We start from the raw sequence: 18,743 nt of genomic DNA, 5'->3' as shown, positions 1-18,743 counted from the left end.
ATCATCTGGGTGCCATGCGGATCGCACCGTCCAGGCGGATGGTCTCGCCGTTGAGGTAGTCGTTCTCCACGATCGCAAGCACCAGTCGCGCGTATTCGTCGGGCCGTCCCAGCCGCGCCGGGTACGGCACCTGCGCGCCGAGCGAGTCCTGGGCGGCCTGCGGCAGCGACGCGAGCATCGGGGTCTCCATGATCCCCGGAGCGATCGTCACCACGCGGATGCCGTAGCGGGCGAGTTCCCGAGCTATCGGCAGCGTCATCGCGTGCACGCCGCCCTTGCTGGCCGAGTAGGCCGGCTGCCCGATCTGGCCGTCGAAGGCGGCCACGCTCGCGGTGTTGACGATGACGCCGCGGTCTGCTGCGAGCGCCGAGTCGCCGCCCGCGGCGAAGGGCTCCGTGCGCGACATGACAGCGGATGCCTGGGCGATCACGTTGTACGTGCCGATCAGGTTGACGCGGACGATGCGCTCGAAGGCGTCCAGTGGCGTCGGTGTCCCCTCCCGGTCGAGGACCTTCGCGGGCGGGGCGATCCCGGCGCAGTTGACCAGAACCCGCAGCGGACCTCCGGCGGCGGCCACGCTCACGGCCGCGGCCACCTCTTCGGGGCTGGTCACATCGGCCGGCGCGAATGCGCCGCCGAGTTCTGCGGCCACGTCCGCGCCAGCGGACGAGGGCAGGTCGAGGATCGTCACCGCTGCGCCGGCTGCGGCCAACCGGCGGGCGGTCGCGAGCCCGAGCCCGCTCGCACCGCCGGTCACGAGGGCGGAGGCGCCCGTGATGTCCATGTGCTCTCCTTCGAACCCGCGGCGCGCCGCGGACGGCATTGCGTCCCAGCATAGGTGGAACCGAGTTCCATTCGCGGTCACCGCCGGAAACGGCGATCGCGCGTCTCAGGCTACCCGCAGGTCCCCCGGCCGCGCAGTGCAGCGGATCAGCATCGACGCCGCCCCGGCCGGGCGGTCGGCGGGGCAGGATGGGTGCATGCCTCAGCGACCGTTCTGGGCGGGCGATCCCCGTGGCGTTGATCCGGGTGCGGCCACCGGCGCGCAGCTCCCGCCGCCCGCCCGCGTGCGGATCCTCGCCCGCGGCGCCGGGCTGGTGCCCCTGTGGCGGAACGAGATCGGCGGAGTGACCTTCCGCACCGACGATGACCGGGTCATCAAGTTCGGCCCCCGCAATGCGGAGACCTCGTTCCGCGAGGAAGCGGCGCGACTGAGGTGGGCGTCGGCGTATACATCGGTGCCGCGAGTACTCGAGCTCGGCGGCGACGCGACCCAGGAGTGGATGGTGACGGTGGCACTGCCCGGGCTCTCGGCGGTGACGCCGCGGTGGCTCGCCGATCCCGCGACCGCCGTGGCCGCGGTGGGGGCGGGGCTCCGGGCGTTCCACGACGCTCTGCCGGTCCGGCTCTGCCCCTTCGTGTGGGATGTGCCCGCGCGAATCGCGAACGCCGCCGTGCGCGGCATCCGGGTGCCCGACGCGCTCCACCACCCGCCGCCGGTGGACCGGCTCGTCGTCTGCCACGGCGACGCCTGCTGCCCGAACACACTCGTCGGAGACGATGGGCGGTGGACGGCGCACGTGGATCTCGGTGCGCTGGGGGTGGGCGACCGCTGGGCCGACATCGCCGTGGCGGCGATGAGCACGGTGTGGAACTACGGTCCCGGGTGGGAGGACGCGCTCATCGAGGCGTACGGCGTCGCACCGGATCCGGCCCGCCTCGCGTACTACCGGGAGCTGTGGGACGCGACCTGAGGCGGCTACACCGGACCGAGGATGAAATTCCACGACCCGGTCAGCACTGCCACCGCCACCGCGGTCGCCGAGATCGCGGCTCCGACGGCCAGCAGCATCCATTCGCGCCAGCCGAATCGCGACTCCCGCGCCCAGGTGCGCGACTCGCTCCCGCCGAAGCCGCGGGCCTCCATCGCCGTGGCCAACGTCGAGCCCCGCCGGATCGAGAGGACGAACAGCGCGAACGCCATTCCCACGACCCTGCGCACCCTTCCGCTGTCGGCGACGCCGCGGGCACGCCGGGCCAGGGCGAGCGCGCGCCAATCGTCGGTGAGCAGGCCCAGCAGGCGCATACCGGCCAGAGCCCCCAGCACGAACCGCGCCGGGAGCTTCAGCAGCTGGGAGAGGCCGTCCGCCAAGTCCGTCGGATCCACCGTGACGAACAGAACGACGGCGGGCAGACCGATCGCCAGCACACGGAAGAACGTGGCCAGGGCGAGCATCAGGGAGCCTTCGCTGATGCGGACCACGAACCATTCGAGGTAAACCTCGCCGCTGGACGCGCCGTACAGGGCGATCGTGACCGCCGCCAGCGGCGCGGCGACCCAGATCGGGATGGTCCGCAGCCAGAACTCCCGCGGACGCAGCCCGGCCGCCAGCAGCAGCGGCAGCTCCAGCAGCAGCGCGACCGCGGCCGAGACCGGGTCGATGGTCAGCACGAGCGGCACCGCGATCAGCAGCGCCGCGCCGAGCTTGGCGACGGGGTTGAGGCCGGCGATCGGCCCGGACCGGGCCGGCCGGTCGGTCACCGCCACCCGGCACCGCCCACCGTGAACCGCCGCGCATGCAGGGCTTCCAGCACGGTCTGATCATGCGTGATCGCGACCACGGCGGCACCCTCGTCCCCGTCCGAGCCATCGCGCAGGCGCGCGATGATGTCGACGAGCTCGGCCCAGGTCGCGGCATCCTGCCCGAAAGTGGGCTCATCCAGGACCAGGACCCGCGGACGCGTCGCCAGCATCGCGGCGACCGTGAGCCGCCGCTTCTCTCCCCCCGACAGCGTGTACGGATTCGCATCCGCGAGCGGGGCCAAGCGCAGCCGTTCGAGCAGCTCGTCCACCCGCGCGGCGATCTCGGCCGCAGGCAGTGCGAGCGCGCGAGGACCGACCTCCAGCTCGGCCCGGACGGTGGTGGTCAGCAGCTGGTGCTCGGGGTCTTGGAAGACGGTCCCGATCCGGGTCAGCAGCGCGCGAGAGGGCCACGCGATGGGGTCGCCCGGCACCCCTGCGGACAGACGTGCGGATGCCGCCACCCGCCCGGACTCGGCAGGGATGAGCCCCGCGAGCGTCAACCCGAGGGTGGACTTTCCTGCGCCGTTGGGGCCGACGATTCCGAGCACCTCACCGGCCCTGACCTCCAGGTCGACAGGTCCGGCCACCCTGGTGCCGCGCACCCGGGAGACCGCCAGCGACTCCGCCGTCAGGAGCGTGGATCCCGCTCGCCGCGCGGGAGGCGGCGGGAAGGCCGGGGGGATGCCGGGAACCCAGACCCCGCCCGCGGCGAGCTCGTCGCCCCGCGCGCGCAGGACCGCATCGGGGGTGCCGTCCGCGAGGATCCCCTGCTCACCGGACGCTGACGCGCCCAGGACCAGGACCCGATCGACGAGCGGCAGCCACACGTCCAGCCGGTGCTCGACCACGACGAGAGTTGCGCCGGTCGCCGCCAGCGCGCGCTCGACCGCATCGCGCACCTCGACGACGCCGGCCGGATCCAGGTTGGCGGTCGGCTCGTCCAACAGGATGACACCGGGCTGCATGGCGAGGACACCGGCCAGCGCGAGCCGCTGCTTCTGTCCGCCCGACAGCGCCGACGTCGACCGATCCAGCGGCACATCCAGCCCCACCGCGTCCATGGCCGCGCGCACCCGCGGCCAGATCTGCGAGCGCGGGACACCGAGGTTCTCGCAGCCGAACGCGACATCATCCCCCACCCGCGCGAGGATCGCCTGGGTGTCCGGATCCTGCAGGACCATGCCCGCGGCACCCCGCGCCCGGCTCGCCGGCGCACCCGCCACCGTCAGTTCCCCGGTGTGCTCGCCCTCATCGTCGCCGCCGAGCACCCCGGCCAGCGCGTGCAGCAGCGTCGACTTGCCGGAGCCGGATGCGCCCAGCAGCAGGACATGCTCTCCCGGCTCGATCCGGAACGAGATATCGCGCAGTGCCCACCGCAGGCGCGTCGCGTAGCGCCAGCCCCACCCGCGCGCCTCGATCGCCGTGGGAAGGCCGCCGTCCGCCCCCGCCGTCACGTGAGCAGTGCCACGTCAGACCCGCCGCGTCGTGTCCCGGCCCGAGGCGAATCGGCCGAGAGCACCGGTTGCCGCGAGCCCGCGGGCGATGAACCACGAGCCGGCACCGGCGATGAGCGCGCCCGAAACGGTGGTTGCGACGATGTACACGATCGTGAAAGTCGTGTCGGCACCGGCGTACCAGAGGATGCGGTCATTGATGCCGCACGCCAGTCCGGCGCCCGCGCCGGCGAGGACCGCCACCGGCAGCCGCCATACCGCGTAGGCGAAGAGCAGGAACACCAGTTCGGCGCCCAGGCCCTGCACCAGCCCGGAGGCGATCGTCAGCGGCCCCCACTGGTTTCCGATGAGCGCGGAGATGACCGAAGCGACCAGTTCGGTGTACAGGGCCGCGCCGGGTTTGCGGATGATCAGCGCGCCGAGCACGCCGGCGACCAGCCAGGGCCCGGCCAGGAGTCCCTGCAGCCCGGGCAGCAGGGGCTTGAGCAGGGCGCTGGGCGCTTCGTAGCCCACGTTCCAGAGCAGGAACACCAGGGAGCAGGCGACGGCGATGACGCTGGCGACGACGATGTCGACGACCCGCCACCGCCAGACGATTCCCGAGAAACCCCGGCGTGCGGGGCGAGATGCGGACGTGGTGGTACTCAAGGCAGATCTCCTTCCTGCGCTGGCATTACCCAGATCAGGTTCGACGGTCGAAGCGTGTTCGCTTCCTCTCAGCCCGGCACACCGGACTCCCGTGTTGACGCACCGAGTATATAGCCTGGCGCGACACGGGGTAATTTAGGCGAGTGACTCCGGACGACGCCGCCGCACCGACGCGACGTTCCGTGCGCCTGCAGCGCGGTGACGCCCGGTACGCCGACGGCTCATCCGAGACCGCCGCGCCCCCGACCGTCGCCGTGTCGGGCGCGCTGGCCCAGGTGACGGCGGCCGGCCCGCCGTCCTCGTCCACTCCGGCGCCCGCGGTCGGCGCCTCGACCGCCGTCGCGGCGGGATCGCCGATCGGGCCGACGACGAAGGCCGCGCTGCGCCAGACCGCCCCGTCCCGGACGGCCAGGCCGACCGCACTGGAGTGGGTGGACGAGCGGACGCTCGTGCTGACGCCTCCTGCCGCTCGCACGCTCGAGGTACCGGCATCCCCGTATGTCGTCGTCGAACCCGATCTGCTCGCAGACGCGCCGCGCCGCTCGCTCTGGCGGGCCGGCGTACTGCTCCCCATCGCGATCATCGCACTCGTGCTGGGCGCATACTCCGCCACCACGCTGTTGTGGCCGCTGCACGCCGTAGCGCCGACGGTGGAGGCGATGGACGTGCAACCCCTCGCCGCGCCCGCCGCGGCGCTGAGCTGGCCCGCCGAGGGCAGCGCGTCGGTCGCCGTCGCCGGCATCGAGGGCCTTGCCACCTCCACCGTCGAGACTGCCCCGATTGCGAGCATCACGAAGGTCGTGACAGCGTTGCTGGTGCTCGACCAGATGCCGCTGGCGGTCGGCGAGCAGGGCCCGGAATTCCGCTTCACAGCGCGGGACAGCAACGCGTACTGGGGCTACCGCGAGAACGGCGAGTCCGCGCTGGATGTGCCGGTGGGCGGCTCGCTCACCGAATACCAGATGCTCGAAGGCATGCTCATCGGCTCGGCCAACAACTACGCCGACCGACTGGCCGGCGCGCTGTGGCCCAACGACGCGGTGTTCGCGCGCGCCGCGAACACCTGGCTGGCCGCGCACGGCGTCCCCGGCGTCACCGTCGTGGAGCCGACCGGGCTGGACCCGCGCAATTCGGCCAGCCCGGACGCGCTGATCGCGCTGGCCCAGCGCGCGATGGCGCATCCGGTGATCGCCGAGATCGTCGCCAAGCCGGCCGTCGAGTTGCCCGGCGCCGGACTGGTGACCAACACCAACGCGCTGCTGGCCGATGCCGGGGTGGTCGGGATCAAGACGGGCTCGCTGGACTCCTTCAGCCTGCTCTCGGCGAAGGACATCGTCGTGGGCGAGACGACGGTGCGCGTCTACAGTGCGGTCCTGGGGCAGCCGGACGGCGAGGTCCGGCTGGCCGTGTCGCGGACCCTGTACTCCGAGGTCGAGCTGGCTCTGCAGCCGGTCCCGTCGGTGACCAAGGGCACGGTCGTCGGCCATGTCACCACCGAGTGGGGTCAGAACGTCGCCATCGTGACGGACGACGACGCGAGCGTGATCCTGTGGAACGGCGGTGTCGGCGCCGTCACCACCGACTTCGCGCTGGGCGACGCACGCGAGAAGGGCGCCGCCGTGGGCACGCTCGCGGTGCGCGGCCCGCTGGATTCGACGGGCACGGCACTCGAACTGGCTGCCGACATCGAACCGCCGAGCGCGTGGTGGCGGCTCACCCACCCGCTCGATCTGTTCGGCCTGAACTAGCCGGTCGCACGCACACCGTTCTGCCCGGTGGACCGGAGTGCCAGACTGGGCACCACACACCGAGAGCGCCCGCATGCGGGCGGACACGGCGAGGGGGACGCGGATGTCCGATGATGGTCAGTCCATGCCGACGACGACACCGCCGCCGCCGCCGACCGACTTCGAGGGAAGACGTTCGTACGGCTCGGCAGCGCGCGTGCGTGCCCCCCGATCCAGCCACGGCATCTGGGGTGCCCCGGAAGATCGCGCTGACCCGGTGTCCCTCCTGGAAGATCAGGCCGCCTCCCGCGTCGCAGACCTCGTGCCCGTGCGCCACGGGCGGATGAGCGTCTCGCCCTTCACGTTCTACCGGGGCGCGGCCCTCCTGATGGCGGCGGACCTGGCTCGCACTCCGAGCAGCGGGCTCATCGTCCAGCTCTGCGGGGACGCGCACCTGTCCAACTTCGGACTGTTCGCCTCCGCCGAGCGGAGACTCGTCTTCGACATCAACGACTTCGACGAGACCCATCCCGGTCCGTTCGAGTGGGACCTGAAGCGCCTCGTGGCGAGCTTCGAGATCGCCGGGCGGCACCGCGGCTTCGCGGACGATGAACGGCGCGCGATCCTCCTCGCGGCGGCGCGCGGATACCGCGAGCGGATGCTGGCCGCCGCCGAGGCGACCGTCCTGGACGCGTGGTACGACCATCTGGACGTGGAGGCGTTGCAACGCTGGCTGCGAGAGGAGCAGAGCGCGGAGCGCGCAGAGAAGCGGCAGCTGAAGAGGTTCGATGCCGTCGCGGCGAAGGCCCTCGGCAAGGACCGGATGCAGGCGTTCGCGAAGCTGGTGACCACGGAGGACGGGCGGATGCGGATCACCGCGGATCCGCCGCTGATCGTTCCGGTGGAGGATCTGCTGGAGGACACCGACATCGACGACCCGGAGGCGGCCGCGCGCGAGATCCTCCGGTCGTATCAGGGCACGCTCCCCCCGGCGGCTCGGCATCCGCTCTCGGAATACACCTACGTGCACATGGCCCGCAAGGTGGTCGGAGTCGGCAGCGTCGGCACCCGCGCGTGGATCGTGCTGCTGCGCGGACGGGACGAATCCGACCCGCTGTTCCTGCAGGCCAAGGAGGCGCAGGCGTCGGTGCTGGAGCGGTTCCTCGAGCCGTGCGAGTACGAGAACCAGGGCGAACGGGTCGTGCGCGGTCAGCGCACCATGCAGGCCTCCGGCGACATGTTCCTGGGCTGGCAGACGGTGAGGGGCGAGGGCGGGATCGAGCGGGACTTCTACGTGCGGCAGCTGCACGATTGGAAGGGCGCGATGGATGCCGAGAAGGCCGTCCCGCGGGGCACACTGCTGTACGCGCGAATCTGCGGGGAAACCCTCGCCCGCGCGCACGGCCGGTCCGGCGACCGGGTCGAGATCGCCGGCTACCTCGGCCGATCCGATGTCTTCGACGAGTCGATCGCCGATTTCACCGAGGCCTACGCCGATCAGAACGAGGCCGACTTCGCCGAGTTCACCTCCGCCATCGCGTCCGGCCGCCTGCTCGCGGTGCAGGGGCTGTAGCCGCGGACCGACCAGGAATTCACGACCGCCAGGGCCAAACTGCTCGGCTGAGCCGACCGGGTGCCCGGCTACGGCGACGTGATCTCCGCGGCGCCCTCCTCCGCGGCATCCGTCGTCACCGGCAGCGCACGGATGGCGTCGCCGGTGACGGGCACGCCGCCGGTCTGGTCCGGCTGGGCGTCCAGGTCGGTCGCCGCCTGCTGGAACTGCGACTGGTAGAGCCGCCAGTACGCTCCCTGGGCGGCGATGAGCTCCTCGTGCGTGCCCTTCTCCACGATGTCGCCGTGCTCCATCACCAGGATCAGGTCGGCGTCGCGGATGGTGGAGAGCCGGTGTGCGATCACGAACGACGTGCGCCCCTCGCGCAGCACCGCCATCGCGTGCTGCAGCAGCAGCTCCGTCCGGGTGTCCACCGAGGAGGTTGCCTCGTCCAGGATCAGCACCGACGGCTGGGCGACGAAGGCCCGCGCGATGGTGATCAGCTGCTTCTCGCCGGCGGAGACGTTCGAGGCCTCCTCATCCAGGACGGTGTCATACCCGTCCGGGAGCGAATGCACGAAGCGGTCCACGCGGGTCGCCGTCGCCGCCTGGACGATCTCTTCGTCGGTCGCCGATTCACGGCCGTAGCGGATGTTCTCGCGGATCGTCCCGGCGAACAGCCAGGGATCCTGCAGCACCATGCCGGTGCGGGAGCGCACGTCGTCCCGGGTGAGCTGTGCGATGTCCTGCCCGTCCAGCAGGATGCGCCCGCCGTCGAGCTCGTAGAACCGCATGATGAGGTTGACCAGCGTCGTCTTGCCGGCACCGGTCGGACCGACGATCGCCACGGTCTGGCCGGGTTCGACGCGGAAGGACAGGTCCGTGATGAGCGGGTGCTCCGGGTTGTACGCGAAGCGCACGTTCTGGAACTCGATGACACCCTCTCCGTGCACCGGTTCGGGCGCATCCGGGGCGTCGGGCTCCTGCTCGTCCGCGTCCAGCAGGTTGAACACCCGTTCGGCCGATGCGGTTCCGGACTGGATGACGGCGGCCATGCCGCCCAGCTGGGACAGCGGCTGGGTGAACTGCTGCGAGTACTGGATGAACGCCTGGACGTCACCGAGGCGCAGCTGGCCGTTGGCCACCATCAGGCCACCCAGTACGGCGATGCCGACATAGGTGAGGTTTCCGATGAACATCATGCCCGGCATGATGATCCCGGAGAGGAACTGGGCCTTGAAGCTGGCCTGGTACAGCTCCTCGTTCTCGACCTGGAACTTCTCTCGCGAGTCGACCTCACGGCCGAACACCTTCACCAGCGCGTGACCCGAGAAGGACTCCTCCACGCGCGCGTTCAGGCGCCCCACCTTGCGCCACTGGGTTCCGAACGCCTTCTGCGAGCGGGGTCCGATGACGCCGAAGATGACCGCCATCAGCGGCAGCGACACCAGCGCGACCAGCGCCAGCTGCCACGAGATGGAGAACATCATGATCAGCACGCCGATGACCGTCAGCACCGATGTCACCACGCTGGACAGGGACTGCTGCATCGTCTGGGTGATGTTGTCGATGTCGTTGGTGACGCGCGAGATGAGCTCGCCGCGCTGCACCTTGTCGAAGTAGGACAACGGCAGCCGGTTGATCTTCGTCTCGACCGACTCGCGCAGACGCCACATCGTGCGCACCATGATGATGTTGATCACGTAACCCTGGATCCAGCTCAGGAACGAGGAGCCGACGTAGATCGCCAGGACCGCCACGACCACGGTGCGCAGCGCATCGAAATCGACGCCCGCGCCGACGGTGAAGTTGTCCATCGCCGCGATGACGTTCGCGAGGTCGGTCTGGCCCGCGCTGCGCAGCGCGTCGACCACCACTGCCTGCGAGGTGCCCGCCGGGAACTGCTCCGCGAGCGCGTTGGAGGCGACGCCTTCGAAGATGAGGTTGGTCGCCTGCCCGAGGATCTTCGGTGCGATCACGGCGAGGAAGACTCCGGCGGCACCCAGGATCGAGACGAAGACGAAGGCCACCGCGTGCGGCCGGAGCAGGCCGATCAGGCGCGCGAAGCTCTTGCCGAAGTTCGACGCCTTGCCGGGGGCGACGCTGTCCCAGTCGCCGGAGTTCAGGCGGGCCTGCTCGGCCAGTTCCAGTTCGAGGCGCTCCTCCTCGGTGAGGTTGTCCGGAGCGCTCATACCTCCACCCCCAGCTGCGATTCGACGATCTCGCGATACGTCTCGCTCGTCCTCAGCAGCTCCTGGTGCGTGCCCAGGCCCACCATGCGACCGTCCTCGAGGACCACGATGCGATCCGCGGCGGTGATGGTGGATACGCGCTGGGCGACGACGACCTTGGTCACCTGAGGCAGCTCGCGCCAGAGCGCCTGCCGCAGCCGGGCGTCGGTGGCCAGGTCCAGGGCGGAGAACGAGTCGTCGAAGATGAGGATGTCCGGCTGGTGCACGATGGCGCGGGCGATGGCGAGGCGCTGGCGCTGGCCGCCGGACACATTCGTCCCGCCCTGCGCGATCCGCGCGTTCAGCTGTCCCTCCATCTCCTGCACGAAGTCCTTGCCCTGGGCGATCTCCAGTGCGTGCCACAGCTCGTCGTCGGTGGCCTCCTCGCGTCCGAATCGGAGGTTCGAGGCGACCGTGCCGGAGAACAGGAACGGACGCTGCGGCACCAGGCCGATGCCCTTCCACAGATGGTCCAGGTCCGCCTCGCGGACATCCACCCCGCCGACCAGCACCGCGCCGGCGGTCACGTCGAACAGCCGCGGGATGAGCGAGACGAGAGTCGTCTTGCCGGACCCCGTTGAGCCCACGATCGCCACGGTCTCACCCCGGGCGGCTGCGAAGGTGATGTCCCTCAGGACCGGCGACTCCGCCCCGGGGTAGGTGAACTCCGCGTGCTCGAAGGCGACGGTGCCGGGTGCGGCGAAGTCGCGGACCGGATCGGCCGCGCGCGCGAGGGTGGACTGACTGGCCAGGACTTCGCCGATGCGCTCCGCGGACACGGCTGCCCTCGGGATCATGATCGTCATGAAACTGGCCATCAGCACGCCCATCAGGATCTGCGCGACGTACTGCATGAACGCGAACAGGGTGCCGATCTCCACGGTGCCCGCGTCCACCTGGATTCCGCCGAACCAGATCACGCCGATGAGTGTGATGTTCAGCACCAGCATGGCCACCGGGAACAGCAGCACGAACAGGGATCCCACCTTGCGGCCGACCACCATGATGTCGGTATTGGCGACCGCGAACCGCTCCTCTTCGATGTCCTCCCGGACGAACGCGCGCACGACCCGTACCCCGGTCAGCTGCTCGCGCAGGACGCGGTTCACCGCATCGAGCTTCTTCTGGAAGCTGCGGAACAGCGGCACCATGCGGCTGATGATCAGGACCACGAACACCAGCAGGAGCGGCACCGACACGGCGATCAGCCAGCTCAGACCGACGTCCTGCTGCAGTGCCATGATGACCCCGCCGATCGCCAGGAGCGGCGCGGTGACCAGCATCGTGGCGCCCATCATCGCCAGCATCTGCACCTGCTGCACGTCGTTGGTGTTGCGGGTGATCAGCGATCCGGGGCCGAAGGTGGACACCTCCCGCTCGGAGAAGCCGCTGACCTTCTCGTACACGTCCAGGCGGATGTCCCGCCCGGCGGCCATCGCCGCGCGGGCGGCGAAGTAGGTCGCGATCACCGAGGCGACGATCTGTCCGAGCGAGATCGCCAGCATGAACGTGCCCGTCGACCAGATGTAGGCGGTGTCGCCGCGTGAGACGCCGTTGTCGATGATGTCGGCGTTCAGTCGTGGCAGGTACAGCGAGGCCATCGCGGCGATGAACTGGAACAGCAGCACGCCCAGCAGAAGCCAGCGATACGGCTTCAGATAGCGGAAGAGGAGTTTGCCGAGCACGGGATCTCCGAAGAAGGTCGAGAGAAAGTGGCGGAGCGGCGCCACCGAACCACCCTGCCACGATCCTCCGACACGCTCATCCCCTGCGGCCCTCGGTACGCTGAGGGCGGAATGGCGAGGCTCAGACGAACCGGACCGCCTGCTGCAGGCGCGTGCGGATGTCGAAGATCTCGTTGCCGCCGATCGAACGCGCACCGGGCACACCCTGCCGCAGCAGGTTCGACAGCGCACCGCGCGCGACCAGCACGACGGGGGTGCCGCGCACCCGGCCGAGGTCGGTGACCGCCTGGACCAGGTCGTCGTCGGGCAGGACGATGACGGCGCCGCCGAACCGGACGCCCGCCGCCCGCGCCAGAACGCGCATCCGCGCGAGCAGGTCGGCGACCGGAGTGCCCGGAACCGCGTCACCCGTGATCTCACCCCGTCGGATGCCGATCGGGCCGCCGAAGTCTTCGGAGAGGACCGCGTACAGTCCGGAAGGGCTCAGCACGATGTGATCCAGCTTGTCGTCACCGGTGCCCCCGCGGACCGGCGCGGCCACGTCGTGCCAGACCGTGTACCCCATGCCCAGCTCGGAGACGACGCGCGCGGTGGCCTCCTCCGCCAGCGCGTCGGCGAGCATGCGACGCAGTTCGCGCGGCGCTGACCGCACCAGGGCCGGGTCGTACGGATCGTCGATCGTCATGCCTCGGCCGGCCCACTCCCTGATCAGGGTGAGGTATCGCTCCCGCCGCCATCCACCCGGCTGCCCGTGGGATCGCGCCTTCGGCCGCGTGTCCGCGGGGCGCGCCGGAGCACGCCAGCCGGCCCACTCCGGGGCAGGGGCGTCCGCGAAGCCGTGCCCGCGGTCGTATGCCGCCCGCGCAGCGGACGTGCCGACGAGCTCCCACGCCCGCTGCACCTGGACGAAGACGGCGGCATCCCCGCCGGTGTCCGGGTGCGTCTGGCGGAGCCGGAGCCGGTACGCACGCCGCAGCGACTCCTCGTCGGTCGTGGGCTCGACGCCGAGGACGTCGTAGGCCGACGCGGACAGCGGGCTGTCGAACACGCGGACCCCTCCCCTGCCGCGCACGCGGCCGGATACAGGCTAATCGCTGCACGGGACCACTCGGTCCGCGCGGCCGCGATCGGGACCTCGCCCCGACCCTCAGCGGCGCTCATTGCGGCGCGCGTACGCCGAAGCGCTCCGGCTGGACAGGGCGAGCAGGATCAGGATGTCCAGGCTCAGCGAGACGAAGGTGCCCTCGATGGTGATCTCCTGTCCCTGCGCCCACCAGGCGGTGAACGCGGTCGAGATCGACAGCGCCGAGATCAGCATCACCACGACCCTCGGCCCGTTCCGGCCGCGGTAGATCAGGTACGCCAGCAGCGCGTCGATCGCAAGCACCACCGCCCCCAGGGCGACCAGGATCGACAGCGTGAGCTGCTTGATCTCCGGCGTCAGCGCCCCGCCGCCGTCCCAGATATCCAGCTGGTCGGCGACCTCGTCCCATCCGGCGACCAGGGCGACGAGCACCAGGACGCCGGCGATGACCCGGAACAGCACCAGCAGGACGCCCGCGATCGTCGTCGTCGGCCGCCGCATGCCGGGGTCGTACCCGGTCGGCTTGAGCAGCTGCTCGGGCGGTTCGAACGCGGGCCGCTTGGCCGGCATCGCCGCGGCATCGGGCGACGGGCCGGCGGCCGGCGTCGGCACGTTCTGCGGCGGCGGGCCCGTGCCGGGGGTCTGCGCGGTCACCTCGCCACCTCCGCGAGGGCACGCACGTCGATGATCGGGAGGTCTCCGTCGGTGCGGATCGAATCGCCGCCGCCGTTTCGCGCGTGGTAGCCCGTCGAGAAGTCCTTGATCACATCCACCCGCACCCGGGGATCGGCCGCGGTCACCGTGGCGACGATGTGGTCGCGCTCGACGTCCGTGTCGGCGTCGATGCGGTGGGTGATCTGGAGGGTGAACAGCGACAGGCCCACGCTGGTGTCGAACGTGCCCGCCGCGACCCAGTCGACACGGCGCCCGCCCGGCAGGAGCCAGCCTTCGGGGCACTTCCAGAACCGCACGTGATGACGCTGCGCCGGATTGCCGTCCACTTCCTGCTGATAGGCGAAGTCCTGCTGGCGTCCGAACAGGAACAGCGGGCTCACCGGGGCCTGATGGTAGCTGCGGCGCGACAGGGTCGAGGTGACGATCCGCCAGGACGAGCGCAGCGTGACCGGGTCGGCACGGGTCCAGGCGGCATCGCTCATCGCGCGTTCGATCTGATCCCGCTCACCGAGCAAGGCCAGGTTGACCGGGTCGCCCAGCAGGCCGTCGCTGGTGCGAGCCCGTCCGATGAAGTAGTCCGGCACGTAGATCGTGGTCAAGATGCGATGCAGTCGCGGCAGCACCAGGTACGCCAGCAACCCCCAGAATGCGATCACGAGGACGATCCCCCACCAGCCGATCCGGAAGGACTCGTTGAAGCTCAGGAACGCCAGCCAGACCGCGGCGGCACCGGCGAAGACGAAGAAGAACCAGTCCACGGCGATGCCCAGCGAGTATCTGCGGGACCGGGACTTCTGCACCTTCACGATCGTCTCCTAGCCCCACAGCCCGATACGAGGCCGGTAGGCGAAAGCGGATGCCGCGGCATCCGCGGCCAGCTCGCCGATCGTCGCCGGCTGCCAGCGCGGCGCACGGTCCTTGTCCACCAGCTGCGCGCGGATGCCCTCGATCAGATCCGGCTGCGAGGTGACGAACCACAACACCAGGCCGTACTCCTGGGCCAGGGCGGCACGCAGGTCGGGCAGGTCGCGGGCGCGCCGGACGGCCTCGAGGGTGACCGCCAGCCCGGTGGGCGACAGTTCGCCCAGGACCGCGGCAGTGTCGGATGCCGCCGCTTCCGGCCTGGCCCGCAACCTGTCGACGATGTCCGCGACCGTCCCTGCCGAGAAGGCGTCATCGATCCAGTCGCGGCTGCGTGCGAGGCCGGATTCGCGTGGTCGCCCACCGTCCGCCGACCGGCTCAGGAATCGGGAGACGCGTTCCGCCGCCGTTCCTGGGCCGGTTGCGAGCGCACCGCGCAGGCCGTCCAGGTCCGCGGAGGGCACGAAGTGGTTGGCCATGCCGACGGCGATCGCGTCCGCGGCATCCATCGTCCTGCCCGTCAGTGCGAGGTACTCGCCGAGTCTCCCGGGGGCATGCGCCAGCAGCAGGCTGCCGCCGACGTCCGGGGTGAAGCCGATCCGGGTCTCCGGCATCGCGAGCTGCGAGCGCTCGGTCACGATGCGGATCGCCGCGTGGCCGGCCAGGCCGATGCCACCGCCCATGGTGACGCCGTCGGCCAGAACGACGATCGGCTTGGGGTACTCCGCGATCCGTGCGTTCAGCGCGTACTCCGCGCGGAAGAAGCCGCCGGCGGCCTCGGGATCGCCGGAGCGGATCTGCTCGTACAGCGCCCGGACATCGCCGCCGGCGCAGAATCCTCGGTCTCCGGCGCCGTCGAGCAGCACGATCTGGACATCCGGATCGTGCTCCCAGGCGTCCAGAGCGGCGGCCAGGTCGCCGATCATCCGCAGGTCCAGGGCGTTCAGCGCGCGGGGACGATTCAGGGTGAGGTGGCCGAGGCCGTGCGATGACCGCACGAGTACGGGCGCCTCGCTCGACAGGGCGGGGTCGGTCACGATCGCAACGTTACCGCGCAGACGCGTGGGTTCGTTCGCGGGCAGCCGGACTGCCGCGGAGGAGGTGGTGCCGTGCACGGAGCAACGGTTTCCGCCAGGATAGGAGACGACTGACCGACGACGAGAGGTTCGCATGCCCGAGGGACAGGTGCTGGAGTTCTCCGGGATCACCAAGCGCTTCGGTGCCGTGACCGCGGTCTCCGACTTCTCCGCCCGCGTCGAGCCGGGTCGGGTCACCGGCTTCCTGGGGCCCAACGGCGCCGGCAAGACCACGACGCTGCGGATCCTCCTCGGCCTGGTCCGGCCCACCGCCGGCACGGCCCTGATCGGCGGCGCCCCGTATTCGTCGCTGCGCGAGCCGCTGCAGAGCGTCGGGGCGGTGCTGGAGGCCTCCAGCTTCCACCCCGGCCGGACCGCGGCGAACCACCTGCGGGTCTACGCGCAGGCGGCCGGGCTGCCCGCCGTCCGGGTGGATGAGGCGCTCGGCGTGGTCGGACTCGCCGACGTGGGCGGCCGCAACGTGGGCGGATTCTCGCTCGGCATGAGGCAGCGCCTCGGACTCGCCTACGCCCTGCTCGGCGATCCCGGCGTGCTCGTCCTGGACGAGCCCTCCAACGGCCTGGATCCCGAGGGCATCAAGTGGATGCGCGGGTTCCTGCGCAACCTGGCTCAAGAGGGCCGCACCGTCCTGGTGTCCTCGCACCTGCTCGCAGAGGTGCAGCAGACCGTCGATTCGGTGCTGATCATCGCCCAGGGCCGCCTCGTCTATCAGGGCGCGCTGGAGGACCTCGCCGACCCGAGCGAATTCGCCACCGTCGTGGACGCGCCCGAGCGCACGGCGCTGGCCGCCGCGCTCGAGGCCGCGGGCGCCTCGTTCGAGCTTCTCCGCTCCGGTCTGACCGTGCGCGGACTGGATCCGGTCGCGGTCGGGCAGATCGCGGCATCCGCCGGCGTCGCGCTGTCCTCTCTGCAACGGCGCGGCCCTGCGCTCGAGGAGGTCTTCCTCGACCTGGTCAGCGGAGCCCGCGTGCACCCGACCGCAGCCGGGGCGCTCGGCGCGGTCACGGCGCTGACGCCGATCGCGGACGCGGATGCCGAGACGGAACCGGCGCTCTCCCCCAGCCGGGTCGACCCTGCGGAGACGGCGACGGCCGGATCGGCTCCGGAACCCCGCGAGCAGACCGACGCTGCGGAGACCGGCGTGGTCGTGCACGCCACGGACGACGCCGTGACCGGACAGGACGCTGACGCCCCGCAGATCTCAGCCACCGCAACCGGGCAGCCCACGCACGCCCCGCAGCCCGCCGGGGTCACACCGCCCGCGACGTACGCCGTCGCCGGCACCGGCGTCATCGACATCGTCCCGTTCGACGCGGGCGACGCGGCCACCGACGCCTACCGAGACGGCCTCGCACTGGACGCCGACCCCGATGTCGAGGCGCTGGGCGCCATCGATGCGGAGCTGTCCCGCCCCGCCGACGCGCCCGCCACCGGCGCGGTGGGCTTCGACACCGACGCGGCCGTCGCCTCCGGCGCGTTCAGCTCCGAGGCGCCGGACATCGAGCGTCCGCTCGGCGACGCGGACCTCGTCGAGGAATCCGGTGACGTGGAGCGACCGTGGGAGAACTACGTCAAGACCGAGGCGGATGTCGAGGCGGACGCGTTCTTCTCCAGCTTCGCCGCCGAGCAGAGGGCCGAACGAGCCGCCTCCCGCGCACCGGGCACGATGGCCGAAGAGCAGACGGGGGACGCGGCATCCCAGCCGGCGATGCCCGACGAGGGCACCGCCGAGGAAGACCGCACCGACGAGGGGGGTGAGCCGCGATGAGCCTGGCGAACGCGACACGCTCGGAGGCCACCAAGCAGTTCACCACGTCGATCTGGTGGATCCTGGCGATCGTCCTGATCGCCTACGTCGGCTTCACCGCCACCGTCCTGGGCTTCGTGTTCTCGGCGGCCGCGACCGGTGCGCTCGGCGACGGTGGACCCTCCCTGCCCGCGGACGGCCTGTCGGCGACGCTCTACAGCGCGGCGACCGCGGTCGGCTACGTCTTCCCGCTTCTCATCGGAACGCTGATGGTCACCACCGAGTTCCGTCACAAGACGCTCACTCCGACGTTCCTGGCCACGCCCAAGCGCGGACTGGTGCTGTCGGCGAAGATCGTGGTCGGCATCGCCCTGGGCGTCGTGCTGGGCCTGATCGGGGTCGCGTCCTCGGTGATCCCGTCCGCCGCGTTCCTTGCCGGCTACGGCCTGGACACCGACTTCGGCTCGAGCGAGACCTGGGCGCTGTTCGGCCGCATGATCCTCGCGTTCGTCCTGTGGGTGCTCGTCGGCATCGGCGTGGGTGTGCTCGTGCGCAATCAGGTCGGCGCGATCGTCGGGGTGCTGGTGTTCACCCAGTTCCTGGAGCCGGTGGGGCGAGCCGCCGCCGGCTTCGTCGAAGGGCTGGGCGACGTGACGCGCTTCCTGCCCGGCGCCGCGAGCGACGCGCTGGTCGGGGCGAGCCTGTTCACCACAGCCGGAGCACCGGGCATGTCCACCGACGAGTCGCTGGCGTGGTGGGTCGGCGGCGTGGTCCTGCTCGGCTACGCCCTGGTCCTGCTCCTGCTCGGGCACCTGCTCAGCTGGCGGCGCGACGTCACCTGACCCGCGAGCCGGTGCGGTGTCGGTCAGACCGCGGGAGCGGGCCTGGTCCTGACCGACCGCGGCTTCTTCGCGGGAGCCGGCAAGACGGGGATGGCTCCGGTGGCGAGTTCCACGACGTCGACCGCTTCGGTGTCCACGTCCAGACGCAGCGCCTGGACGAGTTGCAGCCCGTTCCGGGTGGTCAGGATGATGCGGGAGTAGTCGGGGTGCTCGTGCAGGTCGATCACGACGCTCGGACGCCGCCGCCGGATGATCGCGAAGTCCTCTCCTCCGGCGGACTTCCAGGTGCCCATCGCGAGAACGCCGCGAACGTGCGTGCCCGGGCTGGGCACACCTCGAAGCCACGTCCACGCATCGTCGGTCAGCTGGACCTTGGAGATGGTGGACCGCTCGATCGCCACATTCCCTTTATGGAATGCCAGCGCGCGCTCGACGCCCGACAGCACGATCTCCAGCTGGGTGGAGTCGAGCAGGAGGGTGACCATGGCACTAGTCTGCCAGCGCTCCCCGACGCCGGTCAGTCGTTTTGCTTACAGACGGACAACGATCGCGCCGC

General features: G+C 70.9%; 16 protein-coding genes and 1 riboswitch. Of the genes, 5 read left to right on the top strand and 11 right to left on the bottom strand.

Translation table 11 applies throughout. From position 1 onward, the window contains the following. Position 1 precedes the first annotated feature (1 nt). Positions 2–784 carry an SDR family NAD(P)-dependent oxidoreductase gene (locus NQ152_RS05750; protein ID WP_257523319.1) on the bottom strand — a complete coding sequence of 261 codons (783 nt, stop codon included), beginning with the start codon at positions 782–784 and terminating at the stop codon, positions 2–4. Between the two features lie 196 nt (positions 785–980). On the opposite strand from NQ152_RS05750, the gene NQ152_RS05745 reads away from it, so the two are divergent. Then, positions 981–1,754 (top strand): aminoglycoside 3'-phosphotransferase, encoded by a 774-nt coding sequence (locus NQ152_RS05745; protein WP_257523318.1) that lies wholly within the window; start codon positions 981–983, stop codon positions 1,752–1,754. Between the two features lie 5 nt (positions 1,755–1,759). Here NQ152_RS05745 and NQ152_RS05740 read toward each other — a convergent pair whose 3' ends face one another. From NQ152_RS05740 to NQ152_RS05730, 3 genes are all read right to left on the bottom strand, one after another. Continuing rightward, positions 1,760–2,548: an energy-coupling factor transporter transmembrane component T gene (locus tag NQ152_RS05740; RefSeq protein WP_257523317.1), complete on the bottom strand. Its 789-nt coding sequence runs from the start codon at positions 2,546–2,548 to the stop codon at positions 1,760–1,762. Further along, a complete protein-coding gene (locus NQ152_RS05735; protein ID WP_257523316.1) occupies positions 2,539–4,038 on the bottom strand; it encodes an ATP-binding cassette domain-containing protein in 1,500 nt (499 codons plus the stop codon). The genes NQ152_RS05740 and NQ152_RS05735 overlap by 10 nt, the downstream gene beginning before the upstream one ends. A gap of 15 nt (positions 4,039–4,053) precedes the next feature. After that, positions 4,054–4,686: an ECF transporter S component gene (locus tag NQ152_RS05730; RefSeq protein ID WP_257501338.1), complete on the bottom strand. Its 633-nt coding sequence runs from the start codon at positions 4,684–4,686 to the stop codon at positions 4,054–4,056. Then, positions 4,681–4,789: riboswitch (TPP riboswitch) on the bottom strand. (Overlaps the previous gene by 6 nt.) Before the next feature lie 40 nt (positions 4,790–4,829). Between NQ152_RS05730 and NQ152_RS05725 the strand changes: the two genes are divergently transcribed. Both NQ152_RS05725 and NQ152_RS05720 read left to right on the top strand, forming a co-directional pair. Further along, entirely contained in the window at positions 4,830–6,434 is a 1,605-nt protein-coding gene (locus NQ152_RS05725) for a D-alanyl-D-alanine carboxypeptidase (RefSeq protein ID WP_257523315.1), read from the top strand. A 124-nt stretch (positions 6,435–6,558) separates the two neighbouring features. Next, positions 6,559–7,986 carry a DUF2252 domain-containing protein gene (locus tag NQ152_RS05720; protein WP_257523314.1) on the top strand — a complete coding sequence of 476 codons (1,428 nt, stop codon included), beginning with the start codon at positions 6,559–6,561 and terminating at the stop codon, positions 7,984–7,986. 68 nt (positions 7,987–8,054) lie between these two features. Here the strand turns inward: NQ152_RS05720 and NQ152_RS05715 are convergent, their stop codons facing one another. The 6 genes from NQ152_RS05715 to NQ152_RS05690 all read right to left on the bottom strand — a co-directional run bounded on the left by NQ152_RS05715 (position 8,055) and on the right by NQ152_RS05690 (position 15,538). After that, positions 8,055–10,157 (bottom strand): ABC transporter ATP-binding protein, encoded by a 2,103-nt coding sequence (locus tag NQ152_RS05715; protein ID WP_257523313.1) that lies wholly within the window; start codon positions 10,155–10,157, stop codon positions 8,055–8,057. Further along, complete coding sequence (locus NQ152_RS05710; RefSeq protein WP_257523357.1) at positions 10,154–11,881, bottom strand: ABC transporter ATP-binding protein; 1,728 nt, start codon at positions 11,879–11,881, stop codon at positions 10,154–10,156. The genes NQ152_RS05715 and NQ152_RS05710 overlap by 4 nt, the downstream gene beginning before the upstream one ends. A gap of 121 nt (positions 11,882–12,002) precedes the next feature. Continuing rightward, the gene (locus NQ152_RS05705) at positions 12,003–12,929 is read right to left on the bottom strand and encodes a DnaJ domain-containing protein (protein ID WP_257523312.1); all 927 of its coding nucleotides are present in this window, start codon (positions 12,927–12,929) and stop codon (positions 12,003–12,005) included. A gap of 99 nt (positions 12,930–13,028) precedes the next feature. Continuing rightward, complete coding sequence (locus tag NQ152_RS05700; protein WP_257523311.1) at positions 13,029–13,619, bottom strand: hypothetical protein; 591 nt, start codon at positions 13,617–13,619, stop codon at positions 13,029–13,031. Continuing rightward, positions 13,616–14,446 (bottom strand): LssY C-terminal domain-containing protein, encoded by an 831-nt coding sequence (locus tag NQ152_RS05695; RefSeq protein WP_257523310.1) that lies wholly within the window; start codon positions 14,444–14,446, stop codon positions 13,616–13,618. Before NQ152_RS05695 ends, NQ152_RS05700 begins: the two co-directional genes overlap by 4 nt. A 9-nt stretch (positions 14,447–14,455) precedes the next feature. Beyond that, positions 14,456–15,538: an enoyl-CoA hydratase/isomerase family protein gene (locus NQ152_RS05690; protein ID WP_257523309.1), complete on the bottom strand. Its 1,083-nt coding sequence runs from the start codon at positions 15,536–15,538 to the stop codon at positions 14,456–14,458. A 133-nt stretch (positions 15,539–15,671) separates the two neighbouring features. Here NQ152_RS05690 and NQ152_RS05685 point away from each other — a divergent pair, with 133 nt between their 5' ends. Together NQ152_RS05685 and NQ152_RS05680 are read left to right on the top strand one after the other, a co-directional pair. Beyond that, positions 15,672–17,366, top strand: coding sequence for an ATP-binding cassette domain-containing protein (locus NQ152_RS05685; protein ID WP_257523308.1), 1,695 nt, complete (start codon positions 15,672–15,674; stop codon positions 17,364–17,366). Further along, positions 17,363–18,187: an ABC transporter permease gene (locus tag NQ152_RS05680; protein WP_257523307.1), complete on the top strand. Its 825-nt coding sequence runs from the start codon at positions 17,363–17,365 to the stop codon at positions 18,185–18,187. The genes NQ152_RS05685 and NQ152_RS05680 overlap by 4 nt, the downstream gene beginning before the upstream one ends. Before the next feature lie 23 nt (positions 18,188–18,210). On the opposite strand, the gene NQ152_RS05675 is transcribed toward NQ152_RS05680, so the two are convergent. Further along, positions 18,211–18,672 (bottom strand): hypothetical protein, encoded by a 462-nt coding sequence (locus NQ152_RS05675; protein ID WP_257523306.1) that lies wholly within the window; start codon positions 18,670–18,672, stop codon positions 18,211–18,213. Positions 18,673–18,743: the final 71 nt, after the last annotated feature.

It is taken from the genome of Microbacterium sp. zg.B48 (assembly GCF_024623505.1).
Taxonomy (GTDB): Bacteria; Actinomycetota; Actinomycetes; order Actinomycetales; family Microbacteriaceae; genus Microbacterium.
This window is presented reverse-complemented; position numbering and strand designations above follow the sequence as displayed.

Bases quoted from the DNA above. Each gene is read 5' to 3' on its own strand.
- NQ152_RS05750 (WP_257523319.1), bottom strand. From the start codon at position 784: ATGGACATCACGGGCGCCTCCGCCCTCGTGACCGGCGGTGCGAGCGGG.
- NQ152_RS05720 (WP_257523314.1), top strand. From the start codon at position 6,559: ATGCCGACGACGACACCGCCGCCGCCGCCGACCGACTTCGAGGGAAGA.
- NQ152_RS05685 (WP_257523308.1), top strand. From the start codon at position 15,672: ATGCCCGAGGGACAGGTGCTGGAGTTCTCCGGGATCACCAAGCGCTTC.
- NQ152_RS05675 (WP_257523306.1), bottom strand. From the start codon at position 18,672: ATGGTCACCCTCCTGCTCGACTCCACCCAGCTGGAGATCGTGCTGTCG.
- NQ152_RS05745 (WP_257523318.1), top strand. From the start codon at position 981: ATGCCTCAGCGACCGTTCTGGGCGGGCGATCCCCGTGGCGTTGATCCG.
- NQ152_RS05715 (WP_257523313.1), bottom strand. From the start codon at position 10,157: ATGAGCGCTCCGGACAACCTCACCGAGGAGGAGCGCCTCGAACTGGAA.
- NQ152_RS05680 (WP_257523307.1), top strand. From the start codon at position 17,363: ATGAGCCTGGCGAACGCGACACGCTCGGAGGCCACCAAGCAGTTCACC.